Here is a 21,288-nt window from a genome sequence, read left to right as displayed (position 1 = left end):
GGCCTCCGTGTGCTGACGCCGGGGCTGACCTCCTGCTCAGGCGTCGATGACGATCGGGATGATCAGCGGGCTGCGCCGGTAGCTCCGGTCCGCCCACCGGCCGACGGCCCGCGCGATCAGCTGTTCCAGCTGCACGGCTCCGCCGACCCCCTCCTCGGCCGCCTTGGCCAGCGCCTTCTCGATCAGGGGCACGACCTCGTCGAACGTCGTCTCGTCGTGCACGAAGCCTCGGGCCAGGAAGTCCGGCTCCTCGGCCAGCGCGCCGGTGTCGGCGTCCACGATGGCCACGACGGTGATGACGCCCTCCTGGGCCAGCGTGCGCCGGTCGCGCAGGTGGGCCTCCGTGGCGCCTCCGACGGTGGCGCCGTCGACGTAGACGTTGCCGGCGGGCACCTTCCCGGTGATGCGCACCTTGCCGTCGAGCAGGTCGACGGCGACGCCGTCCTCGGCGATGACCACGCCCCGCGGGTGGACCCCGGTCCGCACCGCGATGTCGCCGTTGGCCTTGAGGTGCCGCCACTCGCCGTGCACCGGCATGACGTTGCGCGGCCGCACGAGGTTGTAGACGTAGGAGAGCTCGCCCGCGCTGGCGTGCCCGGAGACGTGCACCTTGGCGTTGCCCTTGTGCACGACGTTGGCGCCCCACCGGGTGAGCTCGTTGATGACGCGGTAGACGGCGTTCTCGTTGCCGGGGATGAGCGAGCTGGCCAGCAGCACCGTGTCGCCCTCGGTGATCCGGATGACGTGGTCGCGGTTGGCCATGCGGGACAGCGCCGCCATCGGCTCGCCCTGCGACCCGGTGCAGACCAGGCACACCTTCTCCGGGGGGAGCTTCTCGAGCTCCTTCATGTCGACCAGCAGGCCGGGCGGCACGGTGAGGTAGCCGAGGTCCTTGGCGATGCCCATGTTGCGGACCATGGAGCGGCCGACGAAGGCGACCTTGCGGCCGTGGGCGTGGGCGGCGTCCAGGACCTGCTGGATGCGGTGCACGTGGCTGGCGAAGCTGGAGACGATCACCCGCCGGGGCGCGGTCCGGAACACCGTCTCCATCGCCGGGGTGAGCTCGGCCTCGGACGTCGTGAAGCCCGGCACGTCGGCGTTGGTGGAGTCGGTGAGGAAGAGGTCCACGCCCTCCTCGCCGAGCCGGGCGAACGCGCGCAGGTCGGTGATCCGCCGGTCGAGCGGGAACTGGTCCATCTTGAAGTCACCGGTGTGCAGGACCAGGCCGGCGCCGGTGCGGACCGCCACGGCGAGGCTGTCCGGGATGGAGTGGTTGACGGCGACGAACTCGCAGTCGAAGGGCCCGAACGAGGCCCGGTCCCCCTCGCGCACCTGGCGGGTGACCGGCCGGACCCGGTGCTCCTTCAGCTTGGCCTCGATGAACGCCAGGGTGAGGCGGGAGCCGACCAGGGGGATGTCGGGACGCTCGCGCAGCAGGTAGGGGACACCGCCGATGTGGTCCTCGTGACCGTGGGTCAGCACGATCGCCTCCACCTCGTCGAGGCGGTCCCGGATGGCGGTGAAGTCGGGGAGGATCACGTCGACCCCGGGCTGGTGCTCCTCGGGGAACAGCACTCCGCAGTCGACGATCAGCAGCCGGCCGGCGTGCTCCAGCACGGTCATGTTGCGACCGATCTCCCCGAGACCACCCAGGGCCACGACCCGCAGGCCGCCTTCGGGCAGCGGAGGGGGGAGGCGGAGCTCAGGGTGCGCGCGACTCATGCCCTCACGCTACGGGCGACCCCGGTCGTCGTGCGTGCCGCGTCCCCGTCGACCGGTCCGGGGTCGTCTCCCCGCACGCGCGGGCAGGGCCGGAGGGGTGGTCGGCGCGACGGTTCCCGGTCACGAGCCCGCGTCGTTCCCGGCGGGTGGCACCGTGGCCCCGGCCCAGTCCGGGCGGCGCAGCGGGAGCCGGTTCTCCCCGCCCGGTTTCACCGCCAGCACCTGGTTCACCCCGACGCGGTGCCGTTCGAAGGCCAGGGCCGAGCCCGCGAGGTACAGCCGCCACACCCGGGCCCGGCCGGGGGAGGCGAGCCGGACGGCCTCGTCCCAGTGGTCCTCGAGGTTGCGCACCCAGGCCCGGCAGGTGAGCGCGTAGTGCCGGCGCAGCGCCTCGACGTCGCACACCTCGAAGCCGGCCTCCTCCAGCACCTGGACGTGCGTGGCCAGCGGCTGGAGCTCCCCGTCGGGAAAGACGTACCGCGTGAGGAACGAGCCCGGGTCGGGGCGGTCGGGGCCGGCCGCGGGGCCGCGCGCGATCGCGTGGTTGAGCAGCCGGCCGCCGGGGCGCAGCAGCTCGTGCAGCCCGGACGCGTACGCCGGCAGCTGGGCGCGGCCCACGTGCTCGGCCATCCCGACCGAGGCGATCGCGTCGAACGGCCCGTCGGCGACCTCGCGGTAGTCCTGCAGCCGGACCTCGACGCGGTCGGCGAGCCCGGCGTCGGCGATCCGCCGGCGGGCCAGGTCGGCCTGGGCCTCGGAGATCGTCACGGCGACCACCGAGACGCCGTAGCGGGACGCCGCGTGCAGGGCGAGCGAGCCCCAGCCGCAGCCGACGTCGAGCAGCCGCATGCCCGGCTCGAGCCCGAGCTTGCGGCAGACCAGGTCGAGCTTCGCCTCCTGCGCCTCCTCCAGCGTCGCACCGGGGTCGGGGAAGTAGGCGCAGCTGTAGACCAGCGAAGGCCCCAGCAGCAGGCGGTAGAAGTCGTTGCCGACGTCGTAGTGGTGGCTGATCGCCTTCCGGTCCCGCGACAGCGAGTGACGGATGCCGCGCACGCGGGACTCTTCTGCCGGCGGCGCGGGCGGCGGTCCCAGCACCCCGAGCCGGAGCAGCGGGCCGGCCAGCCGGGCCAGCGCCCGCCGGTCCAGGCGCAGCTCCGGCCGGGCGGGCAGGTCGTCGGGAAAGCTCAGCACGGCGTAGAGGTCGCCCTCGACGTCGAGGTCGCCGCTGACGTAGGCCCGGGCGAGCCCGAGCTCGCCCGGCGCGTGGACGAGGCGGCGCAGGGCACGTCGGTGGCGCACGACCAGCGTGGGTGCTCCGTCGACGACGGTCTCGGAGCCGTCCCAGCAGCGCACCGACAGGGGCAGCGGGGCCCCCAGGAGGAGGGTTCCCAGCTCCTCGACCAGCTGACTCGCGCCTCGTCGTGCCATGCCCCGACCCTGGCAGAAGGACCACCGGCACCGCGAGCGTTCTCACCCGCCCGCGCCACCGGTTCTCCGGGCGTCGTGTCGAACGGGTAACGGAGGCTGGGCCCGGTCCGCTCCAGGGGTGCAGGCTGGTGGGTGGCCGGCAGCCGGTCCGAGCGGCGTCGGCACACCGGCCGAGGGGAAGGAGGAGGCATGCGCAGCCACCAGGGAACGCGGCCCGGGAGGAGAGCGGTCGTCCCCGGGACCGTGCTGACCCTCGCCCTGGCGGTGGGGGGCTTGACCGGCTGCGGGAACGAGGCGCCGGAGCCGTCGACCGACCCGGGAGCCGCGGAGGAGCTGGAGGAGCTGCGGGACGACATCACCGCCCTCCGCGAGCGCGTCAGGGCGCTGGAGGAGCGGTCGCGCCCGTCGTCGGAGCCGACTCCGCCACCGTCCGACGACGGCGGCGCGGACTCCGGCGACGGCGCGACGCCCGGAACGGAGGCGCCACCGCGGCCGGTCGAGGACCCCGCCGGCGTGTTCCAGGATCCGGCAGCCCTGATCGGTCGGGACGTCACCGTGGTGGCCGAGGTCTCCGACATCGTCGCCGTCAGCGAGGTGGGGGCGGCCTTCCGGCTCGCCGACGGGGCGGGCAACACCGTCGGCGTGATCACGGCCACCCCGCCGGGCGACCTGGAGGTGGGAGACGTCCAGCGGGTGACCGGCACGGTCGGCCGGGTCTCCCGAGACCGCTTCGAGGCCGTCTTCGGCATCGCCGCCGACGTGCTGATCGACGACCCCGAGGCCTTCTTCACCGACCTCGGGGGCGAGATCGCCATCGCGGCGCGGGACGTCGAGGCCGTGCCGCAGCCCGCCGGCTGAAGCGCCCGGCGCCCGCCGGCGAGATCAGCGAGCGCCCGACGCCGGCTGCCGGGGGAGGGCGGCCGGTGGGGGAGCCGGGGGTGCGACCGGGTGCTCGCGCAGGTAACCGAGGACCCGGTAGGCGACGGCCACCAGCGGAACGGCCAGCAGCGCACCGGGCAGCCCCCACAGCATCGTGCCCGCGGTCACCGCGACGAGGATGACGGCGGGGTGCAGCCGGAGCGTCCGCCCGACGATGATCGGTTGCAGGATGTTCCCCTCGACCTGCTGCACCACCAGGACGGCGATCAGCACGATCACGGCGTCGGCGAAGCCGTTGGTCACGAGGGTGACGAGCACCGCCACGGCCCCGCTCACCGTCGCCCCGAACAGCGGGACGAAGGCGCCGATGAAGGTCAGCAGGGTCAGGGACGCCCACAGCGGGACGCCCAGGACCAGCAGCGCGGCACCGATGCCCACCGCGTCGATGAGCGCCACGATGATGATCCCGCGCACGTACTGCGACAGCACCGTCCACGCCGAACGCCCCGCGCCGTCGATCTGGGCGCGCCGCCGGTCGGGGGCGAGCCGCAGCGCCCAGGCCCACATCGATGCGCCGTCCTTGAGCAGGAAGAACGTCAGGAAGAGCACCAGGAGGACGGCGGCCAGGCCGTAGAGCGCCATGCTGGCCGCGGCCGTCGGTTCGGGCGCGAACTGGTAGATGCGGTCCACCACGGCGTTGCGGGCCTCGGTGACCTGCTGGGGATCCAGGCCCAGCGGCCCTTCGATCAGCCAGACCCGGATGCGGTCGATCCCCGCGGCCAGCGGCCGGGTGAGGTTCCGCAGCTGGTCGGCGGCACGGAACCCGATGAGGAAGCCGACGCCGACCAGGACGCCCAGCAGGAACAGGACCGACAGCAGCGCGGCGAGCGCACGGGGGAGTCCCCGGCAGAGCCACCGGGCGATCGGTTCCACGATGGCGGTCAGCAGCAGTGCGACGGCGATGGCCACCGTCAGGAGCGGCAGCCGCAGCAGGAACCAGAACAGCAGCCAGCCGATCCCGGCCAGCGCGAGCAGGGCAGCGCTGATGACGAGGGTCCGCACCGCCCACGCCGGTGCGGTGGGCAGCGCGGCGGGGACGTGACCGCTGCCCGCCCGCGCGTCGGCCGGGACCGCGGGCGCGTCGGGAGGGTTCCTCGGCATCTCGCCCGACCCTCGTCTCGACCACCGTCTCACCGAAGCCATCCCGTCCGCACCGTGCGTCCTCCGATCCATGGGTGCCCGTCCCGCGGTTCTCGCCCCGGCACCGGGCGCCGGGCACGTGCGCATCTTCGGCCACCAGGGCGCTGGCGGCCGGTCGAGCGGGCTGATCAGCCGTCCTGGCTGCTGGTGCCGCACGTCGACGCGGCCCGCGGGGACGGCCGCCGAGCCCTCCTCCTCGGACCACCCCCGCCGGCTCTGTTGCGATCGCCTTGCAGCTCTGTGTCAGACGGGGCGACGCCCGTGCCGGCCGGCACCCGGGAGGGCAATCCGACGACGCGCCACCCGATGCAGTCGCCGCCCGTACCGCCGGAGGAAGCCATGTCCCAGCCCGTCCTGTCGCGCCCCGTCGGGTCCCCACCCTCCACCAGGAGCATCGCCGCCATCGACGGGGACCTGCACTGCTGCCGCGGCATCCGGCGGGACGCGGAACGCGAACTCGCCGAGGTGCGGCGGCGTCAGGAGGAGCTCGCCGATCTGGAGGCCACGTTGCTGGTCACGATCGACAGCCGGTCACGGATGGTCGACCACCTCCTCGACGAGCGTCTGCGGGCGGTCGCCGTCGCGGCGGGGCGCGGGTAGCTCCCGCGCCTGACGGTGTCGATCCGTTGACGGTCCCCGGGGGCGCGGTTCAGCCGCAGCGTTCCCGGACACCCCGTCGGCGACCGACGTGCGGATCGAGAGGAGCGTTGCGTGCCTGCCGGACGTGCGGTGGACGGGGTGGCCCCGGCCGGGGTGCGATCGGGGGAGCGCGGCCGTCGGGCCGCGAGCGCCGCCACGGAGGCGAGCCCCCGGCGGGTGCTCGAGGCGCTGGTCGGCGTTCCGTTCACCGAGGGGAACCGGGTCGACATCCTGAAGGACGGCGACGAGACGTTCCCGGCGCTGCTGGCGGCCATCGCCGCGGCGCGGCGGACCGTCGACCTCCTGTGGTTCTCCTGGCGCGGCGGTGAGATCTCCCACCAGATGGCCGGGGCGCTCGCCGACCGGGCCCGGGACGGCGTCCGGGTGCGGATCATGCTCGACGGTTACGGGGCCAAGCACATCGACCGGGCCGACCTCCGGGTGCTGCGGGAGGCCGGGTGCACCGTCTTCTTCTACCGGCCGCTCCACACCGCACGCGTCAGCGTCTTCAACCTGCGCACGCACCGGCGGGTGCTGCTCTGCGACGAGACGGTGGCGTTCACCGGCGGCACCGGGGTGGACACGACGTGGACCGGGGACGGGCGGCACCCGGGGAGCTGGCGGGACACCGCCGTCCGCGTCGAGGGCCCCGCGGTCGCGGGTCTGCGGTCGGCGTTCCTCCAGACGTGGATGCAGGCCCAGGTCCGGCTCCCCGGGGGGCTGGTGTCCGACGACGACCGGTTCCCCGAGCTCGCCCCGGCAGGCGGCACGGCGGTCCAGGTCATCCGGCCGCCGTCCCAGCCGGGCTGGAGCGAGGCCGCCGTGGCCGTCGCCGCGCTGCTGCGGTCGGCGCGCCGGCGCGTCCGTGTCACCACCCCCTACATCCGGCTGCCGCGCTGGCTCCGCGGGCTGGTGGTCGCCACCGCCGAGCGGGGCGTCCACGTGCAGGTGCTGGTCGCCGGACCCCGCGTCGAGCGGCCGTCGGTACACCTGCAGGGGGAGCTGGACTTCCAGCCGCTGCTCGACGCCGGGGTCGAGATCTGGCGGTACCAGCCGTCGCTGCTGCACGCGAAGGTCGTCACGGTCGACGGCGCGGTCGCGATGCTGGGCACGGCGAACCTCGACACCCGGTCCCTCGCGCTGAACGAGCAGGTGTGCCTGGTGGCCGACGATCCGTCGGTGGCCGCCCTGCTGGATGTGCACTTCGACGAGGACGTGGGCCGCAGCGAGCGCGTCGACCCGGTGCAGTGGCGCGCGCGGAGCCTGCGGAGGCGGGCCCTGGAGGTGGCGTCCGACGTCGTCGGCCGGCCGCTGCGCGGCTGGGGAGCGATCGGGCTCGCCGGCCGCCGTCCCTGATCCGCTGCGGGACGTGCCGATGGCGCGGGGCAGTGCGGACTCAGCCCTCCTCCCGCCGGAGGTCGAAGAAGACCACCTGCGGGGGCGCGTTGATCCGCACCGGTACGACGCTGAAGCCGAGCCCGCACGTGACGAAGAGGCGGTTGCCCTCCGCCCCGTAGCCCTGCCTTCCCCACGCGTCGGCCACGATCTTCTCCTCCGCGGTCACCTCCAACCAGGACCAGTGGTCGGAGAAGGGCGGGGCGATCTGGCCGCAGTGGGTGTGCCCGGCCACGGCCAGCGGAGCGGAGCCCGCCGGCAGCTCGGGAAAGCTCAGCGGGTTGTGCATCAGCACCAGCCGCGCCGCATCCTCCGGAACCCCGGCCAGGGCCGCCTCGGCATCGGCGAGACCGGGTCGCACCGGGCCGATGCCCACCAGGTACAGCGGCTGGGCGCCGTCGGGCCCGGGGATCGTCAGCGCCTCGTTCTTCAGCACCGGGATGCCGGCGTCCTCCAGGGCGCGGGTCATCTCGTCGGCTCCGCCGGCGTGGTAGTCGTGGTTGCCGAGGACCGCGTAGGTCGGGATCCCGGCGTCCACGAGCGGGGCGAGGATCTCCATGACCGCGTCCACCTCGGCCCCGGAGGGCTGTCCTCGCCGTAGATGAAGTCTCCGCCGAGCAGGACGACGTCCGGCTGCTCCTCGACGATCCGGTCGACGGCGCGCTCCACCATGCCGACGTTGGCCAGCCACATGCCGATCTGCAGGTCGGCGACGAGCGCCACCTCGGTGCCGGTCCACTCGTGGCCGAGCCGCGGGAGCGCCACGTCCTCGCGTTCGGTGTCGAGGATCAGCCGCGGCTCGACGAACGTGCCGTACGCGAGGAGGGTGAGGAGCAGACCGGTCACCGCGAGCGCCGTCCAGGTCAGCCACCGTTTCACCTGGCGTCCCCTCCTCGTTCTCGCGGCCTCCCGGCTCCGTGGACCGTGCCGGCCGATGGGGGCGGGACGCGCCGGCGCCGGGACTACCCGCCCCTGTCCCGGCGATACCGGGCGTCACGGGACCGCAACGACCCCGGGCTGAGGGTTCGTGACGGTTCGGCGTCGATCTCGGCCACGGCGGTGTCCGGTGACGGCAACCGGGACATCGGGCGGGGGTGGTGGACGACGCGGCGCGCGCAGCAGGAGCCCCGGGTGGCACCCGGCCGTCGAGCCGCGGCGGCGCCGCAGCGGCCGGCCTGGCCGCGGTCGCCGTCGCGCTCGGCGTGGAGGAACTGGCCGCGGGGGCGATCCCCCGGGCGCCCTCGCTGATCATCGCGGTGGGCGACACGGTCATCGACAGCGTGCCCGGGTGGCTGGAGCAGTGGGCCATCGCCACCCTCGGCACGGCGGACAAGCCGGTGCTGATCGGGGGCATCCTGGTCGTGTCCGCACTCCTCGGGGCCGGCCTGGGGCTGCTCGCCCGGCGGCGGTTCGCCCTGGCCGCCGGCGGCATCGCCCTGTTCGCGGCCCTGGGCGTCGTGGTCGCACTGACCGACGACCGCACCCCGGGGCTCCTCAGCGCGCTCGTCGGCGCGATCGGCGCCGCCGCCGGCGTCGCCGTGCTCTACGTGCTGCTGCGGGCGCTGCCCAGCCGGGCACTGCTCGCGGAGCCGAGAGCCGGCGCAGACGGCGCACCGGTCCTCAGCTCGCTCGACCGCCGTCGCTTCCTGGCCGTCACCGGCGGCGCCACCCTGCTCGGCGTCCTCGCCGGCGTCGGCGGCTACCTGCTGTCCGGGCGCGAGCGCCTCGACAGCCTGCGCGCCGCCATCCGGCTCCCCGTGCCGGCGCGGCCGGCCGGGCCGGTTCCCGCCGAGGCGGACCTGGAGATCCCGGGGCTCACCCCGCTCTTCACCCCGAACGCGGAGTTCTACCGGATCGACACGGCGCTGCGCGTGCCCACCGTCGACCCCGACGACTGGCGGCTGGAGATCCGCGGGATGGTCGACCGGCCGTTCAGCCTGACCTACGCCGAGCTGATGGCGCTCCCGCAGATCGAGGCCGACGTGACGCTGGTCTGCGTCTCCAACGAGGTGGGCGGGGACCTCGTCGGCAACGCCCGCTGGCAGGGCGTTCCGCTCCGGGCGCTGCTGGACCGGGCCGGTCTGCAGCAGGGGGCCACCCAGCTCGTCGGCCGCTCCGTCGACGGCTTCACCGCGGGCTTCCCGGTGCTCACCGCCCTCGACGTCGAGGAGGCCATGGTCGCCGTCGCCATGAACGGCGAGCCGCTGCCCGCCGAGCACGGCTTCCCCGCCCGGCTCGTGGTGCCCGGCCTCTACGGCTACGTGTCGGCGACCAAGTGGCTCTCGGCCATCGAGCTCACCGACTGGGGCGTCGACGGCTACTGGATCCCCCGCGGCTGGGCCAAGGAGGGGCCGGTCAAGACGCAGGCGCGCATCGACGTGCCACGCTCCGGTGCCGCGGTGGAGCCCGGGCGGCGGCCGATCGCCGGTGTCGCCTGGGCACCGACCCGTGGGATCGAGCGGGTCGAGGTCCGGATCGACGACGGGCCCTGGCAGCAGGCCGAGCTCGCCGAGTCGCTCGACGTCGACTGCTGGCGGCAGTGGTACCTGCCGTGGGACGCGACGCCCGGCCGGCACCGCATCGCCGCCCGGGCGACCGACGGAGGCGGTGAGGTGCAGACCGACCAGCGGGCCCCGGTCGCGCCGGACGGTGCCGCCGGCTACCCGGTGATCGAGGTGGCCGTCGACGGCTGAGCCGCCGCGTCCTGGCGACCGGCGACCCGCTGGGCCCACCGGGACACCTGGTCGACCACGACGTCGGGGTTGGTCAGGGGGAGCATGTGGCCGGCGCCGGGGACCGTGACGAGCTCGCCGTCGGGCAGCTCGGACAGCAGTTCGTCGATCTCATCCTGGGGGACCTCGGGGTCCCGGCTGCCGTGCACCAGGAGCGTGGGCACCCGCAGGGACGGCGCCAGCTCCACGCCGTTGTGCGAGAGGCTGGCCAGGGTGGTGCCGGCCAGCGCGAGCGGCCGGGTGCTCAGGAAGTCGTCACGGACCCGCTCGACGAGCTCGACCGGCTCGCCCGGGGCGAAGGCGAAGCGCCGGATGGCCCGGTCGGACACGGTGCGCACCGGCCGGATCCGCCGGCCCAGCCGCGCGCCGGTGCGCAGCAGCGAGAACCAGGTCGACCGCAGCTGTGCCTGTGCCCGCCGGGGGAGGCGCCGCGCCGGGAACCCGGGAGCGGTCACGCCCGAGCCACCCGAGCCGACGAACACCACCCCGCCGATGCGTTCGTCACCGGAGCGGTCCACGTGGGAAAGCAGGATGCCGCCACCGAGGCTGTGCGCCACGACCACCGCGGCGCCCCCCTCGGGCACGACGGCGCCGAGCACCGCGGAGAGGTCCTGGGCGTGCGCGGCGAGGCCGTAGCTTCCCGAGCGCGCGTCCCCGCTCTGCGCGTGCCCGCGCAGGTCGTACCCGACGACGCGGTAGCGCGCGGCGAGCCGCTCGGGCACCTCCCCCCAGGAGTCGGTCGACATCCCCAACCCGTGCACGAGGACCAGGAGGGGGGCGTCCTCGGCTCCCCAGGAGTGGAGGGCCAGGCGGGTGCCGTCGAAGGAGGTCACGTCGGTCATGCGGCAGGAGTACCCCGGGACCGCCAGGGGAGGTGTGTCGATGTGATGACGATCCGGTCGTGCACAACCGGCTTTGGCGTCGCCGGACGCCTGCGGGGCCGAGCCACGTCGGCGGATGCGGGGAGGGCCCGCGGTGGATGCCCGGCGTGGTGGACGGCTCTACCCCGGACCGGAGCGCGACAGGGTCAAGCCGCCTCGCGGTTCCGTGACGGCGACCGAGCGGCCCGCCGGCTCACCGGCCATCCGGGACCGGGGGTAGCGCACCTCGTCCGCCACCCCGCGCAGGAGCAGGCGGCAGCACACCAGCACCCACACGGTGCCGAGGACCAGCCCGGCGAGCACGTCGGTCGGGTAGTGCGCCGCGGTGTAGATGCGGGCCAGCGCGACCGCCGGGGCCACCAGGACGGGCACGGCGAGCGCCGCCCACCGCCACCGGCCGCGGCCGAGGGTGATGACGAGCGCGGCAAGTGCCCCGTAGAGCGCCACCGCGGCGGCCACGTGGCCCGACGGCCAGCTCGCCTGGGTCACCAGACCCGACGTCAGGTCGGCCACCGGCGGCCGGGCGCGTTCCACGGTGCGCGAGACGACGAAGTAGATGCCGAGCTCCCCGAGCACGGTGACGAGGACGAAGAGCACCGGCCGCCGGCTGCCGGTGATCGCGAGCGACACGACGGCGAGGGTGAGGGACACCGCGATGAACGCGGGTGTCCCCGCCAGCCGCTCGACCGTGGTGGCGACGTCGGTCCAGGTGGGGGTGCGCAGCTCGACGACGGTGCGGACGACCTCCCGGTCGAACCGGCCGAGGGGGCTGTCGCCGAGCACCGCGGTGACCAGCAGCCCCAGCGCGATCAGCACCAGGGAGAGCGCGGTGGCAGCGCCCATCAGCCGGAGCGCCGTGCGACGACCGTCCGGTAGCGCGGACTGGCCGGAGGTGGCCAGGTGCGGCACCTCGTGGGGGTCGACGTCCAGGGGGTCCGGCGCCGCCGCCGTCCGCCGGCGGTGGTCGTGCTGCCAGCCGCGGAAGGCCGCCGTCGTGACCGCCAGCAGCCCCGCCCCCAGGAACCACCCGGCGAGGACGTCGGTGACGAAGTGGACACCGAGGGCCAGCCGGGTGAAGCCCACGGCGAGGGTCAGCAGCAACGCCGCGGCCACGACCCACGGCCGCGCGCGGCGGCGCACCGCGGGCAGGACGAGCAGCGCCAGCATCCCGAAGGTCACCAGCGAGAGCGTCGCGTGGCCGCTGGGGTAGCTGGCGTTGGAGGGCAGCTCGTTGACCGGGCTCGCCACGACCGGCCGCGCGCGGCCGATGAGCGCCTTGGTCAGCGGTACCAGGATCGCCATGCCGACGCCGGTGGTCACGACGAAAGCGGCCAGCCGGCGCTGACCCCGGATCAGCAGGAAGGCGGTGGTCAGCGTGAACAGCAGGATCACCGCCGCGTTGCTGCCGAGGTCGGTGACCGCCTGGAGCACCCGGACCAGCGCGGGGGAGTCGCTCACCACCGCGTTGAGGTCGGCGGCCACCTCGCCGTCCAGCGAGGCCAGCGGCGACCACTCCTGCTGCACCAGCAGCAGGAGCAGCAGGAACGGCACGGCGCCGACCAGCAGCGCGGCCCACCCCAGCAGGGCGCGGACGCCGAACCGGCCGACCCCGTCGGCGGCCTCGGCGCGCGGGCGGGAGGGGCGGTGCTGCTCGGCGTCCCGGTCCATGGCAGGGATCGCTACCCGGCGTTCCCCACGGGGCAACGGGGGTCGACCCGACGATCCTGTGACGGCCCGGTCGGCTGCCACCGGTCGGCGCTCCCGCGCCGCCGCCGGTCGTCCCCAGCCGGAGGGCGTCGAGCAGGAGGTGCTGCTGCTCGCCGCAACGCCCCCTCACGCCTACCGGGGCTTTCGTCCGGAAACCGTCATGAGGTCGACGGGCGGGACCGGGGGTAGGGGACGGCCGTGGAGCTCCTCCTCGCCTTCGCGCTGCTGCTGTTCGCCGCTGTGCTCTTCTCCGGGCTGGCGAACCGGACCGTGCTCTCCACCGCCGTCCTCCTCCTGCTCCCCGGGTTCGTCCTCGACGCCGGGGTGCCCGGGGCAGACGCGATGTTCCACCTCGTGGCGCTGGTCGTCCTCGCCTCGATCCTGGCGCACTCGTCGACCGACGTCCCCATCGCGCACGCCTTCGCCCGCGCCCAGGGGCGACCGGAGCCACCTCCCCCGCAGCCGGTCGTGGGGGAGGCGACGAGCCCGGTTGCCGGCCCCGGTGCGGGCGGAGCGGGGGCGGGGTGACCGCCACCCGCGACCACGAGCTGGCGAGGGGGGTCGGCCGGGCGTTCGGTGGGGCGCTGCTGTTCGCCCTGCCGTTGATGATGACGATGGAGCTGTGGCGGCTGGCACACACCGTCGAGCGGTACCGGCTGGCGCTGCTGGTGGCCGCGACCGTCGCCCTGGTGATCGCCCTCTCCCGGTACTTCGGCACCGGGCCCGGCGGCGTCGGCGTGGGGGGTTACCTGGCCGACGCCGGCGTCGCCCTCCTGGTCGCCGCGGGAGCGACGGCGCTGGTGCTCGGGGTGCTGGGCGTCATCGACCCGATCCAGAACTGGGAGGACGCGTTCTCCGTGGTCGCGATCGAGGCCCTGCCGGCTGCCGTCGGCGCGTCGTACGCCCGGAGCCAGCTGGGGCTCGGCAGCCGGCGGCGGGAGCCGGGCCACTACGGGCACGAGGTCTTCCTCATGCTCGCCGGTGCGGTGGTCTTCGCCGCGAACATCGCGCCGACCGAGGAGGTCGTCCTCATGGCCGCGAGGACCAGCACCCTCGGCACCCTGGCCCTGGTCGTCCTGAGCCTGGCCGTGATGCACGGCTTCGTCTATGCCGTCGGCTTCAGCGGGCAGGAACGGTCCACCGGCGGGTTCGTTCGGTCGTTCCTCACCCTGACGGTGGTCGGGTACGCCGTGGCGCTGCTGGTCGCCGGCTACGTGCTCTGGACGTTCGGCCGGTTCGACGGCGCGGGGCCCGCCGTCGTCGTCGGCCAGTGCGTCGTGCTGGCCTTCCCGGCCAGCATCGGAGCCGCGGCAGCGCGGCTCATCCTGTGAGTGGGAGGGGATCGAATGGCGGAGTCCGGGGACCGGAGCGCCCGGCAGGAGCGGACGACGGCGGGGGAGTACGTCCTGGGTGCCCTGGGCGGTCTGCTGGTCGTGGCCCTGCTGGGGTTCCTGGCTCAGCAGGCGGTGACCGGACGGGGTGCGGACCCCGCCCTCTCGGTCACCGTGACGGCGGTCGAGCCACGGGGGGACGGCTACGCCGTCCACTTCCGGGTCGAGAACAGCGGTGGCCGGACCGCCGCGCAGGTGCAGGTGTCGGGTGCCCTCTCCCGGGACGGCCGGGAGGCGGAGCAGGCCTCCGCCGTCGTCGACTACGTGCCGCCGGACAGCCGGCGCGACGGCGCGCTGCTGTTTTCCGAGGATCCTCGCGACGGCCGGCTCGAGCTCCGGCCGTCGGGCTACGCCGCCCCCTGACGCCGCCCCTCAGCGCTGGGCGAGATAGGCCGACGCGGTCTGCCGCAGCCGGTCGTGCACGCCGTCGGCGACGGTGACGCCGTCGCGGCCCAGGTACCGCTTGGCCAGCTTGGCGACCATCGTGTAGTTGGTGTCCACGACGTTGCCGGTCGGCGCGAGGCCGGCCTGGCTTACCAGCTGGTAGGCGTCGAGGGTGTCCCAGCCGGTCAGCTCGGCGGCCCAGGTCACCAGGTCGTGCTGGCTCACCCGGTAGGCGTCCTCCAGCGGGCGGGCGGAGCCGGTGGACATGAGGAAGTCGTCGGTCTCCAGCCGCGGCCACGGCGTGGCCGCGCCCTTGACCAGGTCGACGACGACGACGGTGCGCATCGCCGCCTCCACCGCGGTGCCGCAGACCTCGCCCTCGCCCTGGCGGCAGTGGCCGTCCCCGATCGCCAGCTGCGCGCCGGGCACGTTGACGCCGAAGTACGCCGTCGTCCCCGCGCGCAGCTCGGGGGTGTCCATGTTCCCGCCGTGTGCGCCCGGCGTGATGCTGGCGAACACCTCGCCGCCGGCCGGTGCGACGCCGACCGTCCCGTGCATCGGGTCGAGCGGCAGCTCCACCTCCGGGCCGCCGCGGCGCGGGCGGAACAGGCAGATGCCCCGCTCCCGGTCGACCTCGTAGACCCACACGACCTCCTCGAGGGGGTCGTGCAGCATCGCCGTGCTGTGCGTCGCGGTCAGCGCGCCGAAGTGCGGGAACGTCGTGGACACGGCCCGGTCGCGGGCCGGCGCGATCTCCACGAAGTGGACGGCGACGGTGTCACCGGGCTCGGCGCCCTCCACGTGGATCGGGCCGGTGACCGGGTTCAGCTGCGAGAAGTCGCAGACCCGGCTGGGCAGGTCGTCGGGGCCGGTCACCCGGCCGCCGAAGCAGTCCTCTGTGGTCAGCTCGACGACGGTGCCCGGCCGCACCCGCAGCAGTGGCTCGACGGGGCCGCCGAAGCTGTAGCGGTACTGGTCGCGGGTGGGGTCGAGTCGGACGACCTCGAGGCTCACGGGTTCCTCCTCCGTGGGAGTCCGGCCGGGGCCGGTGCAGCGGGACGGGCGGCGGGTGGGGTGGGCACCGGGAGCGCCGGCCCCGCCCGGGGGAATCATCCGGCCCGGTGCCCGGATCGGCGCGCCACCGTGCGAGGGTTGTGCCGGCGGGAGGCGGAGCACCTGAGGGAGGTCGCAGGCATGACCTGGCCCCGGCCGGTCCCCGTGATCGGCGATCGCACCCATGCCGCCGAGCGGGCCGCGGACCCGGCGGGCTGGGCCCTCGACCCCGGCACGGTCGAGGCGCTGCACACGGTCATCGGGGCGCGGCGGGACATCCGCCGCTACCGCCCCGACCCGGTGCCCCCGGAGCTGCTGCGGTCGGTCCTGGAGGCCGGTCACCGGGCGCCGTCGGTGGGGCACTCGCAGCCCTGGCGCTTCGTCGTCGTCACCGAGCAGACCACCCGCGACCGCGCGGCGGTGCTCGCCGACCGCGAGCGGCTGCGCCAGGCCGAGCTGCTCACCCCCGACCGCCGGGCCCGGCTGCTCGACCTGCAGCTGGAGGGCGTCCGCGAGGCGCCGCTGGGCGTCGTCGTCGCCTGCGACCGCCGCACCCACGCCACCGGCGTGCTGGGCCGTGCGACCTTCCCGGACGCCGACCTGTGGAGCTGCGCCTGCGCCATCCAGAACATGTGGCTGGCCGCCCGCGCCGCCGGCCTCGGCATGGGCTGGGTGACGCTCTTCCAGCCGGCCGACCTGGCCGAGCTGCTGCACCTGCCCGACGGCGTGCAGACCCTCGGCTGGCTGTGCCTGGGCTGGCCCGACGAGCGGCCGCCCGAGCCCGGCCTCGTGCGGCACGGCTGGTCCACCCGCGCCGCGCTGGACGACGTCGTCCTGTACGAGCGGTGGCCGGCCGACGACAGCCCGGCCGCTCCGGTCAGCCACCTCGCCGGGCCGCGGCCGGAGGCCGTGGTGGCCGCGCGCGACACCGGAGACGACCTGCTCGCCGTGCCCGGGTCGCTCGGGGTGCTCGACCGCGCGGCCGACCGCGTGCTGGCCCTGCCCGGACCCGTGCCCGCCACCGGCACGCTCGTGGTCGTGGCCGGTGACCACCCCGTCGCCGGCGCGCACGCCGTCTCCGCCTACCCGCTCACCGTGACCGCCGACGTGCTGGCCGCGACCCGCAGCGGTGAGTCGCTCGGTGCGACGACCGCCCGGCAGGCGGGGTTGCGGGTCCGCGCCCACCACGCGGTCTCGCCGGAGGCCCAGGGCGACCTGCTGACCGCGGACGCCCTCACCCCGGCCGTCGCCGAGGCGCTGGTCGAGGAGGGGCGGGCGCTGGGGCACGAGCTCGCCGCCGACGGCCTGGTCTGCCTCGGTGAGGTCGGCATCGGCAACACCACGGTGGCGGCCGCGCTCGCCTGCGGCCTGCTCGGCCTGGACCCCGACGACGCCGTCGGCCTGGGGGCGGGCGCCGACGCGGCCATGCTCGACCGCAAGCGGGCCGTCGTCCGCGGCGCCCTGGACCGCGCGCGGACCGAGCACGGCCCGGCGCTCGACGAGCCGCTGACGGCCCTGGCGGCGCTCGGTGGGCCGGAGCTGGCCGTCCTCACCGGGATCACGCTCGGCGCGGCGGCGGCCGGGGTGCCGGTGGTCCTCGACGGGCTGGTCACCTCGGTCGCGGCCGTCGTCGCGGTGCGCCTGGAGCCGGCCGCGCAGCCGGCGCTGGTCGCCGGCCAGCGCAGCCGCGAGCGCGGGCACGCCGCGGTGCTCACCGAGCTGGGGCTCGAGCCGCTGCTCGACCTGCGCCTGCGCGCGGGGGAGGGCATCGGCGCCGTGCTCGCCGCGCAGCTGCTGCTCACCGCGCTGCGCGCCCGGCACACCGCCGGGCGGGTCCGGTGATCCCGCGGCGACCGCGCCGCGTGCTGGTGCTCGGCGGGGCGCGCTCGGGCAAGTCGCGGTACGCCGAGCAGCTGCTGACGCGCGCCAGGGGCGTCGAGTACGTGGCCTGCGGACTGCCGGCCGACGGCGGTGACCCCGAGTGGGCCGACCGCGTGGCCCTGCACCGCGACCGCCGCCCGGCGTCCTGGCGCACCGTCGAGACCGTCGACCTCGTCGGGGTGCTGGGGGAGCCGGGGCCGCCGCTGCTCGTGGACTGCCTCTCCACCTGGCTGGCCCGGGTCATGGACGACTGCGGCGTCTGGACCGCGGCCGAGGGCGCCGATGCGCGGCTGGCCACCGCGGTCGACGACGTCGTGGACGCCTGGTCCGGCACCCGCCGCCGGGTGGTCGCGGTGAGCAACGAGGTCGGGTCCGGAGTCGTCCCGGCCACCGCCTCGGGCCGCCGCTATCGCGACGAGCTCGGCATCCTCAACGCCCGCGTCGCCGCCGCCTCCCAGCGGGTCTGGCTGGTCACCGCCGGGCTCCCGCAGCGGCTGCGGTGAGCGCGGCACCGCGGTGGGTGGCGGGCAGCGGGGGGCTGCTCGCCGCGCTGGGCCTGTTCAGCGTGCTGCCCGTGCCGGAACGGGCGCGCACCCCGGGGGCGGGCGTGCTGCGCTGGCTGCCGGTGGTCGGCCTGGTGCTGGGCGGGCTCGCCTCCCTCCCCGGGCTGGCCGTCTGGCGCGGTGGCGCGGAGGGGTCGCCGCTGCTGGCCGCGGCGCTGGTCGTCGTGGCGCTCGCCCTGCTCACGCGGGGGCTGCACCTGGACGCGACCGCCGACCTCGCCGACGGCCTCGGCAGCGGGCGACCGGCCGAGCAGGCGCTGGCCATCATGCGGCGCCCGGAGGTGGGCGCCTTCGCCGTCGCGGCGATCGCCTGCACCGTGCTGGTGCAGGTCGCCGCGCTGGCGGCCGTCCTCGGCGGGGCCACACGGGGTGAGGGCGTGCTCGCCGTCGTCCTCGCGACGGTCACCGGCCGGGTGGCGGTGCTGCACGCGGCGGCGCGGCGACCGGCAGCGGGGTCCTCGCTGGGGGTGCTGGTGGCCGGCGCGGGTTCGGCTGCGGTGCGGGTGGTCGCGACCGCGGTGCTGGTCGTCGCGGTGGCCGCGGCGGTGCCGGCGACGGGCGGATCCGCCGCGGAGGCGGCGTGGTCGGTCGCCGCGGTCGCGGTGGCGCTCACCGCGACCGGTCTGCTGACCCGGCACGCGGACCGGCGGCTCGGCGGGGTCAACGGTGACGTGTTCGGCGCCCTGGTGGAGGTCGGCACGACGGTGGCGCTGGTCGTGCTGGCCGCCGGGGAGGCGTGGACCTGAGCCGCCGGGCAGGTCGTCCGAGGGCCGGCGGGCGCCTCAGGTGTGCGCGTCGGCGCGGGCCGACCGCGCCCAGCGCCGCGGGCTGACCCCGGTCCAGCGCCGGAAGGCGTGGACGAAGGCCGAGGCCTCCGAGTAGCCGATGCGCTCGGCGACCTGCTCGACGCTCAGCCCCACGGTGACGAGCAGCTCCTCGGCGAGGTGCCGCCGGGTCTGGTCCACGACGGCGCGGAAGCTCGTCCCCTCCTCCTCGAGGTGGCGGCGCAGCGTCCGCACGCTCATGTGCAGCTCGGCGGCGACGGCCTCCTGGCCGGGCATCTCCTGCGGGCGGCGGAGCAGCAGGTCGCGGACCTGACCGCTCAGCCCGCGGCGGGAGACCCGTCGCTCGAGCAGCTCCCGGCACTGCGCCTCGCACAGGGCGGCGGTCAGGGGCGCCGCCTGCGGCAGCGGCTGGTCGAGCAGCGCGGCGTCGAAGACCAGGACCGAGCGGGCGGCGCCGAACCGCGGCGGCACCCCGAACGCGGCGTGGTACGGCGCCGGGTCGGCGGGCTGCGGCAGCCGCAGCTCCACGCGCAGGGGGACGACGGGGCGGCCCAGGGACTCGCGCCACAGCTGCAGCGCGGCCGACGCGTCGCGCAGCAGGACGAACCGGCGCACCGGCTCGGGCAGCTCGAGGTCGTCGAAGAAGAGGGCGAGCTCGCCGTGGTGCTCCTGGGCGCTGACCCGGGTGAGCGCGTAGGTCAGGTCGAGGAAGCGCATCGAGACCTCGTGCCCCTCGCGCAGCGTGCGGCTGGAGAGGAGGGCGAAGCCCCAGATGCCGTACGTGGCCAGGCGGTAGCGCACCCCGGCAGCCAGGCCGCCGTGCTCGGGCAGCTCGGCGGCCAGCGCGGCGACCAGCCGGACCTCCTGCTCGGCGGTGATCTCGGCAGCCGGGTCGTCCAGGGCCGCCGCCGGGATGCCGGCGGCCCCGAGGAGGCGGCCGCGCGGCAGCCCGTGCTCCTCGGCCAGCGCGCACAGCAGCGCCGCGCTGCCCGTGCCCCGGGCCGCGGCGTGGACGGGGTTGGCCGATTTCATCAAGGTGCGGCCGATTGTGTCATGGCTCACAGCGGCTCCGCGTCGTTACGTTCGCGAGTGATACCGGTCACGCACGAAGGGGAGTACGGGCATGACGGCGATCGCGGAACAGCCGGTGACGACGGGGACGACCGAGCACGTGGACGTGCTGATCGTCGGCGCGGGGATCTCGGGGATCGGGGCGGCGCACCACCTCCGGGAGCGCTTCCCGGACCGGAGCTTCGTCATCCTGGACGCCCTCGACAGCCGGGGTGGCACGTGGTGGACGCACCGCTATCCCGGCGTCCGCTCCGACAGCGACCTCTTCACCTTCGGGTACCGGTTCAAGCCGTGGCGGGGTGCCTCGATCGCGACGTCGGAGGAGATCCTGTCCTACCTGGACGAGGTCATCGACGAGGACCGGCTGGGCGAGCGCATCCGGTACCGGCACCGGGTCACGACCGCGTCCTGGTCGTCCGCGGAGCGCCGGTGGACCGTCCAGGTCACGCGTGAGGACACCGGCGAGCAGCTCGCCCTCACGACCGACTTCCTGTGGATGTGCCAGGGCTACTACGACCACGACCGGCCCTACCGGCCGCAGTGGCCGGGCATGGACCGGTTCCGCGGGGCGGTCGTGCACCCGCAGCAGTGGCCGGCCGACCTGGACACCACCGGCAAGCGCGTCGTCGTCATCGGCTCCGGGGCCACCGCGGCCACGCTGGTGCCGGCGCTGGCCGACACCGCCGCGCACGTGACGATGCTCCAGCGCTCCCCGACGTTCTTCTTCGCCCGGCCCAAGACCCACGAGCTGGCCGAGACCCTGCGCGCTCTGGACGTGCCGGACGAGTGGACGCACGAGATCCTCCGGCGGGCCTACATCGCGGAGGGCGACGAGATCACCCGGCTCTCCTTCGAGGCGCCGGACGAGCTGCGGGAGCTGCTCATCGAGTCGATGCGCCCGCAGCTGCCCGAGGGGTTCGACATCGACAAGCACTTCAACCCGAGCTACCGGCCCTGGCAGCAGCGGCTGGCGCTGCTCCCCGACGGCGACATGTTCACCGCCATCCGGGAAGGGCGCGCCTCGGTCGTCACCGACACGATCGAGACGTTCACCGAGACGGGGATCCGGACGTCGTCGGGGGAGGAGCTCGAGGCGGACGTCGTCGTCACCGCGACCGGCTTCGACCTGAGCCTCTTCGGCGGCATCGCGTTCACCGTCGACGGCGAGCCGGTCGACTTCACCCAGCGGGTCACCTGGCGCGGCACGATGATCAGCGGTGTGCCGAACATGGCCTACGTGTTCGGCTACTTCCGCGCCAGCTGGACGCTGCGCGCGGACCTGGTCAGCGAGCTCGTCTGCCGGCTGCTCGCCCACATGCAGGAGCGCGGGGCCACCGTGGTCGTCCCGACCCTGCGCCCCGAGGACGCCGACATGCCGCTGCGTCCGTGGGCCGACCCCGAGAACTTCAACTCCGGCTACGTCATGCGCTCGGCGGGCCGCATGTTCAAGCAGGGCGACCGCGAGCCCTGGACCCACCTGCTGGAGTACGCGGAGGAACGGACGGCGCTGCCCGCCGTCGACCTCGACGACTCGTCCCTCGTCTACCGCTGACCGCCCGCACCGTCCCCCCCATCCA

At 75.2% G+C, this 21,288-nt stretch carries 20 protein-coding genes; 11 read left to right on the top strand and 9 right to left on the bottom strand.

Annotated features, from left to right (window positions below; all coding sequences use genetic code 11):
- Positions 1 to 36: 36 nt before the first annotated feature.
- Both ACI799_RS10350 and ACI799_RS10345 read right to left on the bottom strand, forming a co-directional pair.
- Positions 37 to 1,722 (bottom strand): ribonuclease J, encoded by a 1,686-nt coding sequence (locus tag ACI799_RS10350; RefSeq protein WP_456588941.1) that lies wholly within the window; start codon positions 1,720 to 1,722, stop codon positions 37 to 39.
- A 120-nt stretch (positions 1,723 to 1,842) separates the two neighbouring features.
- Positions 1,843 to 3,150: a class I SAM-dependent methyltransferase gene (locus ACI799_RS10345; RefSeq protein ID WP_456613021.1), complete on the bottom strand. Its 1,308-nt coding sequence runs from the start codon at positions 3,148 to 3,150 to the stop codon at positions 1,843 to 1,845.
- A gap of 189 nt (positions 3,151 to 3,339) precedes the next feature.
- On the opposite strand from ACI799_RS10345, the gene ACI799_RS10340 reads away from it, so the two are divergent.
- On the top strand, positions 3,340 to 4,008 hold the full coding sequence (locus tag ACI799_RS10340; protein ID WP_456613020.1) for a hypothetical protein: 669 nt from the start codon (positions 3,340 to 3,342) through the stop codon (positions 4,006 to 4,008).
- 24 nt (positions 4,009 to 4,032) lie between these two features.
- On the opposite strand, the gene ACI799_RS10335 is transcribed toward ACI799_RS10340, so the two are convergent.
- Positions 4,033 to 5,190: an AI-2E family transporter gene (locus ACI799_RS10335; protein ID WP_456613019.1), complete on the bottom strand. Its 1,158-nt coding sequence runs from the start codon at positions 5,188 to 5,190 to the stop codon at positions 4,033 to 4,035.
- Positions 5,191 to 5,568: 378 nt separating this feature from the next.
- Between ACI799_RS10335 and ACI799_RS10330 the strand changes: the two genes are divergently transcribed.
- Both ACI799_RS10330 and ACI799_RS10325 read left to right on the top strand, forming a co-directional pair.
- A complete protein-coding gene (locus ACI799_RS10330) occupies positions 5,569 to 5,829 on the top strand; it encodes a hypothetical protein (protein WP_456588945.1) in 261 nt (86 codons plus the stop codon).
- 111 nt (positions 5,830 to 5,940) lie between these two features.
- Entirely contained in the window at positions 5,941 to 7,224 is a 1,284-nt protein-coding gene (locus ACI799_RS10325; protein WP_456613018.1) for a phospholipase D-like domain-containing protein, read from the top strand.
- Positions 7,225 to 7,264: 40 nt separating this feature from the next.
- Here ACI799_RS10325 and ACI799_RS10320 read toward each other — a convergent pair whose 3' ends face one another.
- A complete protein-coding gene (locus tag ACI799_RS10320) occupies positions 7,265 to 7,822 on the bottom strand; it encodes a metallophosphoesterase (RefSeq protein WP_456613017.1) in 558 nt (185 codons plus the stop codon).
- Positions 7,729 to 8,142 (bottom strand): hypothetical protein, encoded by a 414-nt coding sequence (locus tag ACI799_RS10315; protein ID WP_456613016.1) that lies wholly within the window; start codon positions 8,140 to 8,142, stop codon positions 7,729 to 7,731. The genes ACI799_RS10320 and ACI799_RS10315 overlap by 94 nt, the downstream gene beginning before the upstream one ends.
- 218 nt (positions 8,143 to 8,360) lie before the next feature.
- Between ACI799_RS10315 and ACI799_RS10310 the strand changes: the two genes are divergently transcribed.
- Complete coding sequence (locus tag ACI799_RS10310) at positions 8,361 to 9,956, top strand: sulfite oxidase (protein ID WP_456613015.1); 1,596 nt, start codon at positions 8,361 to 8,363, stop codon at positions 9,954 to 9,956.
- Here ACI799_RS10310 and ACI799_RS10305 read toward each other — a convergent pair.
- Entirely contained in the window at positions 9,923 to 10,837 is a 915-nt protein-coding gene (locus tag ACI799_RS10305; RefSeq protein WP_456588949.1) for an alpha/beta fold hydrolase, read from the bottom strand. The two genes, ACI799_RS10310 and ACI799_RS10305, sit on opposite strands and share 34 nt — an antisense overlap.
- 159 nt (positions 10,838 to 10,996) lie before the next feature.
- A complete protein-coding gene (locus tag ACI799_RS10300) occupies positions 10,997 to 12,544 on the bottom strand; it encodes a phosphatase PAP2 family protein (RefSeq protein WP_456613014.1) in 1,548 nt (515 codons plus the stop codon).
- A gap of 237 nt (positions 12,545 to 12,781) precedes the next feature.
- Here ACI799_RS10300 and ACI799_RS10295 point away from each other — a divergent pair, with 237 nt between their 5' ends.
- From ACI799_RS10295 to ACI799_RS10285, 3 genes are read left to right on the top strand one after another with little or no spacing between them, the layout of a single operon-like run.
- Positions 12,782 to 13,111, top strand: coding sequence for a hypothetical protein (locus tag ACI799_RS10295; protein WP_456613013.1), 330 nt, complete (start codon positions 12,782 to 12,784; stop codon positions 13,109 to 13,111).
- Positions 13,108 to 13,914, top strand: coding sequence for a TIGR02587 family membrane protein (locus ACI799_RS10290; RefSeq protein ID WP_456598393.1), 807 nt, complete (start codon positions 13,108 to 13,110; stop codon positions 13,912 to 13,914). The genes ACI799_RS10295 and ACI799_RS10290 overlap by 4 nt, the downstream gene beginning before the upstream one ends.
- 15 nt (positions 13,915 to 13,929) lie before the next feature.
- A complete protein-coding gene (locus tag ACI799_RS10285) occupies positions 13,930 to 14,337 on the top strand; it encodes a TIGR02588 family protein (RefSeq protein ID WP_456588953.1) in 408 nt (135 codons plus the stop codon).
- 9 nt (positions 14,338 to 14,346) lie between these two features.
- Here ACI799_RS10285 and ACI799_RS10280 read toward each other — a convergent pair whose 3' ends face one another.
- Positions 14,347 to 15,372, bottom strand: coding sequence for an acetamidase/formamidase family protein (locus ACI799_RS10280; RefSeq protein WP_456599151.1), 1,026 nt, complete (start codon positions 15,370 to 15,372; stop codon positions 14,347 to 14,349).
- Positions 15,373 to 15,552: 180 nt separating this feature from the next.
- Here ACI799_RS10280 and bluB point away from each other — a divergent pair, with 180 nt between their 5' ends.
- The 3 genes from bluB to ACI799_RS10265 are packed head-to-tail and all read left to right on the top strand — an operon-like array spanning position 15,553 to position 18,601.
- Positions 15,553 to 17,253 carry a 5,6-dimethylbenzimidazole synthase gene (gene bluB / locus ACI799_RS10275; protein ID WP_456599152.1) on the top strand — a complete coding sequence of 567 codons (1,701 nt, stop codon included), beginning with the start codon at positions 15,553 to 15,555 and terminating at the stop codon, positions 17,251 to 17,253.
- Positions 17,250 to 17,795 (top strand): bifunctional adenosylcobinamide kinase/adenosylcobinamide-phosphate guanylyltransferase, encoded by a 546-nt coding sequence (locus tag ACI799_RS10270; protein ID WP_456588956.1) that lies wholly within the window; start codon positions 17,250 to 17,252, stop codon positions 17,793 to 17,795. Before bluB ends, ACI799_RS10270 begins: the two co-directional genes overlap by 4 nt.
- Complete coding sequence (locus ACI799_RS10265) at positions 17,792 to 18,601, top strand: adenosylcobinamide-GDP ribazoletransferase (RefSeq protein WP_456613012.1); 810 nt, start codon at positions 17,792 to 17,794, stop codon at positions 18,599 to 18,601. The genes ACI799_RS10270 and ACI799_RS10265 overlap by 4 nt, the downstream gene beginning before the upstream one ends.
- A 36-nt stretch (positions 18,602 to 18,637) precedes the next feature.
- Here the strand turns inward: ACI799_RS10265 and ACI799_RS10260 are convergent, their stop codons facing one another.
- Complete coding sequence (locus ACI799_RS10260) at positions 18,638 to 19,702, bottom strand: AraC family transcriptional regulator (RefSeq protein WP_456613011.1); 1,065 nt, start codon at positions 19,700 to 19,702, stop codon at positions 18,638 to 18,640.
- A gap of 61 nt (positions 19,703 to 19,763) precedes the next feature.
- Between ACI799_RS10260 and ACI799_RS10255 the strand changes: the two genes are divergently transcribed.
- Positions 19,764 to 21,263 carry a flavin-containing monooxygenase gene (locus tag ACI799_RS10255; protein ID WP_456588959.1) on the top strand — a complete coding sequence of 500 codons (1,500 nt, stop codon included), beginning with the start codon at positions 19,764 to 19,766 and terminating at the stop codon, positions 21,261 to 21,263.
- The last annotated feature ends 25 nt before the right edge of the window (positions 21,264 to 21,288 follow it).

The sequence above is a fragment of the Blastococcus sp. SYSU DS0753 genome (genome assembly GCF_054051175.1).
This window is presented reverse-complemented; position numbering and strand designations above follow the sequence as displayed.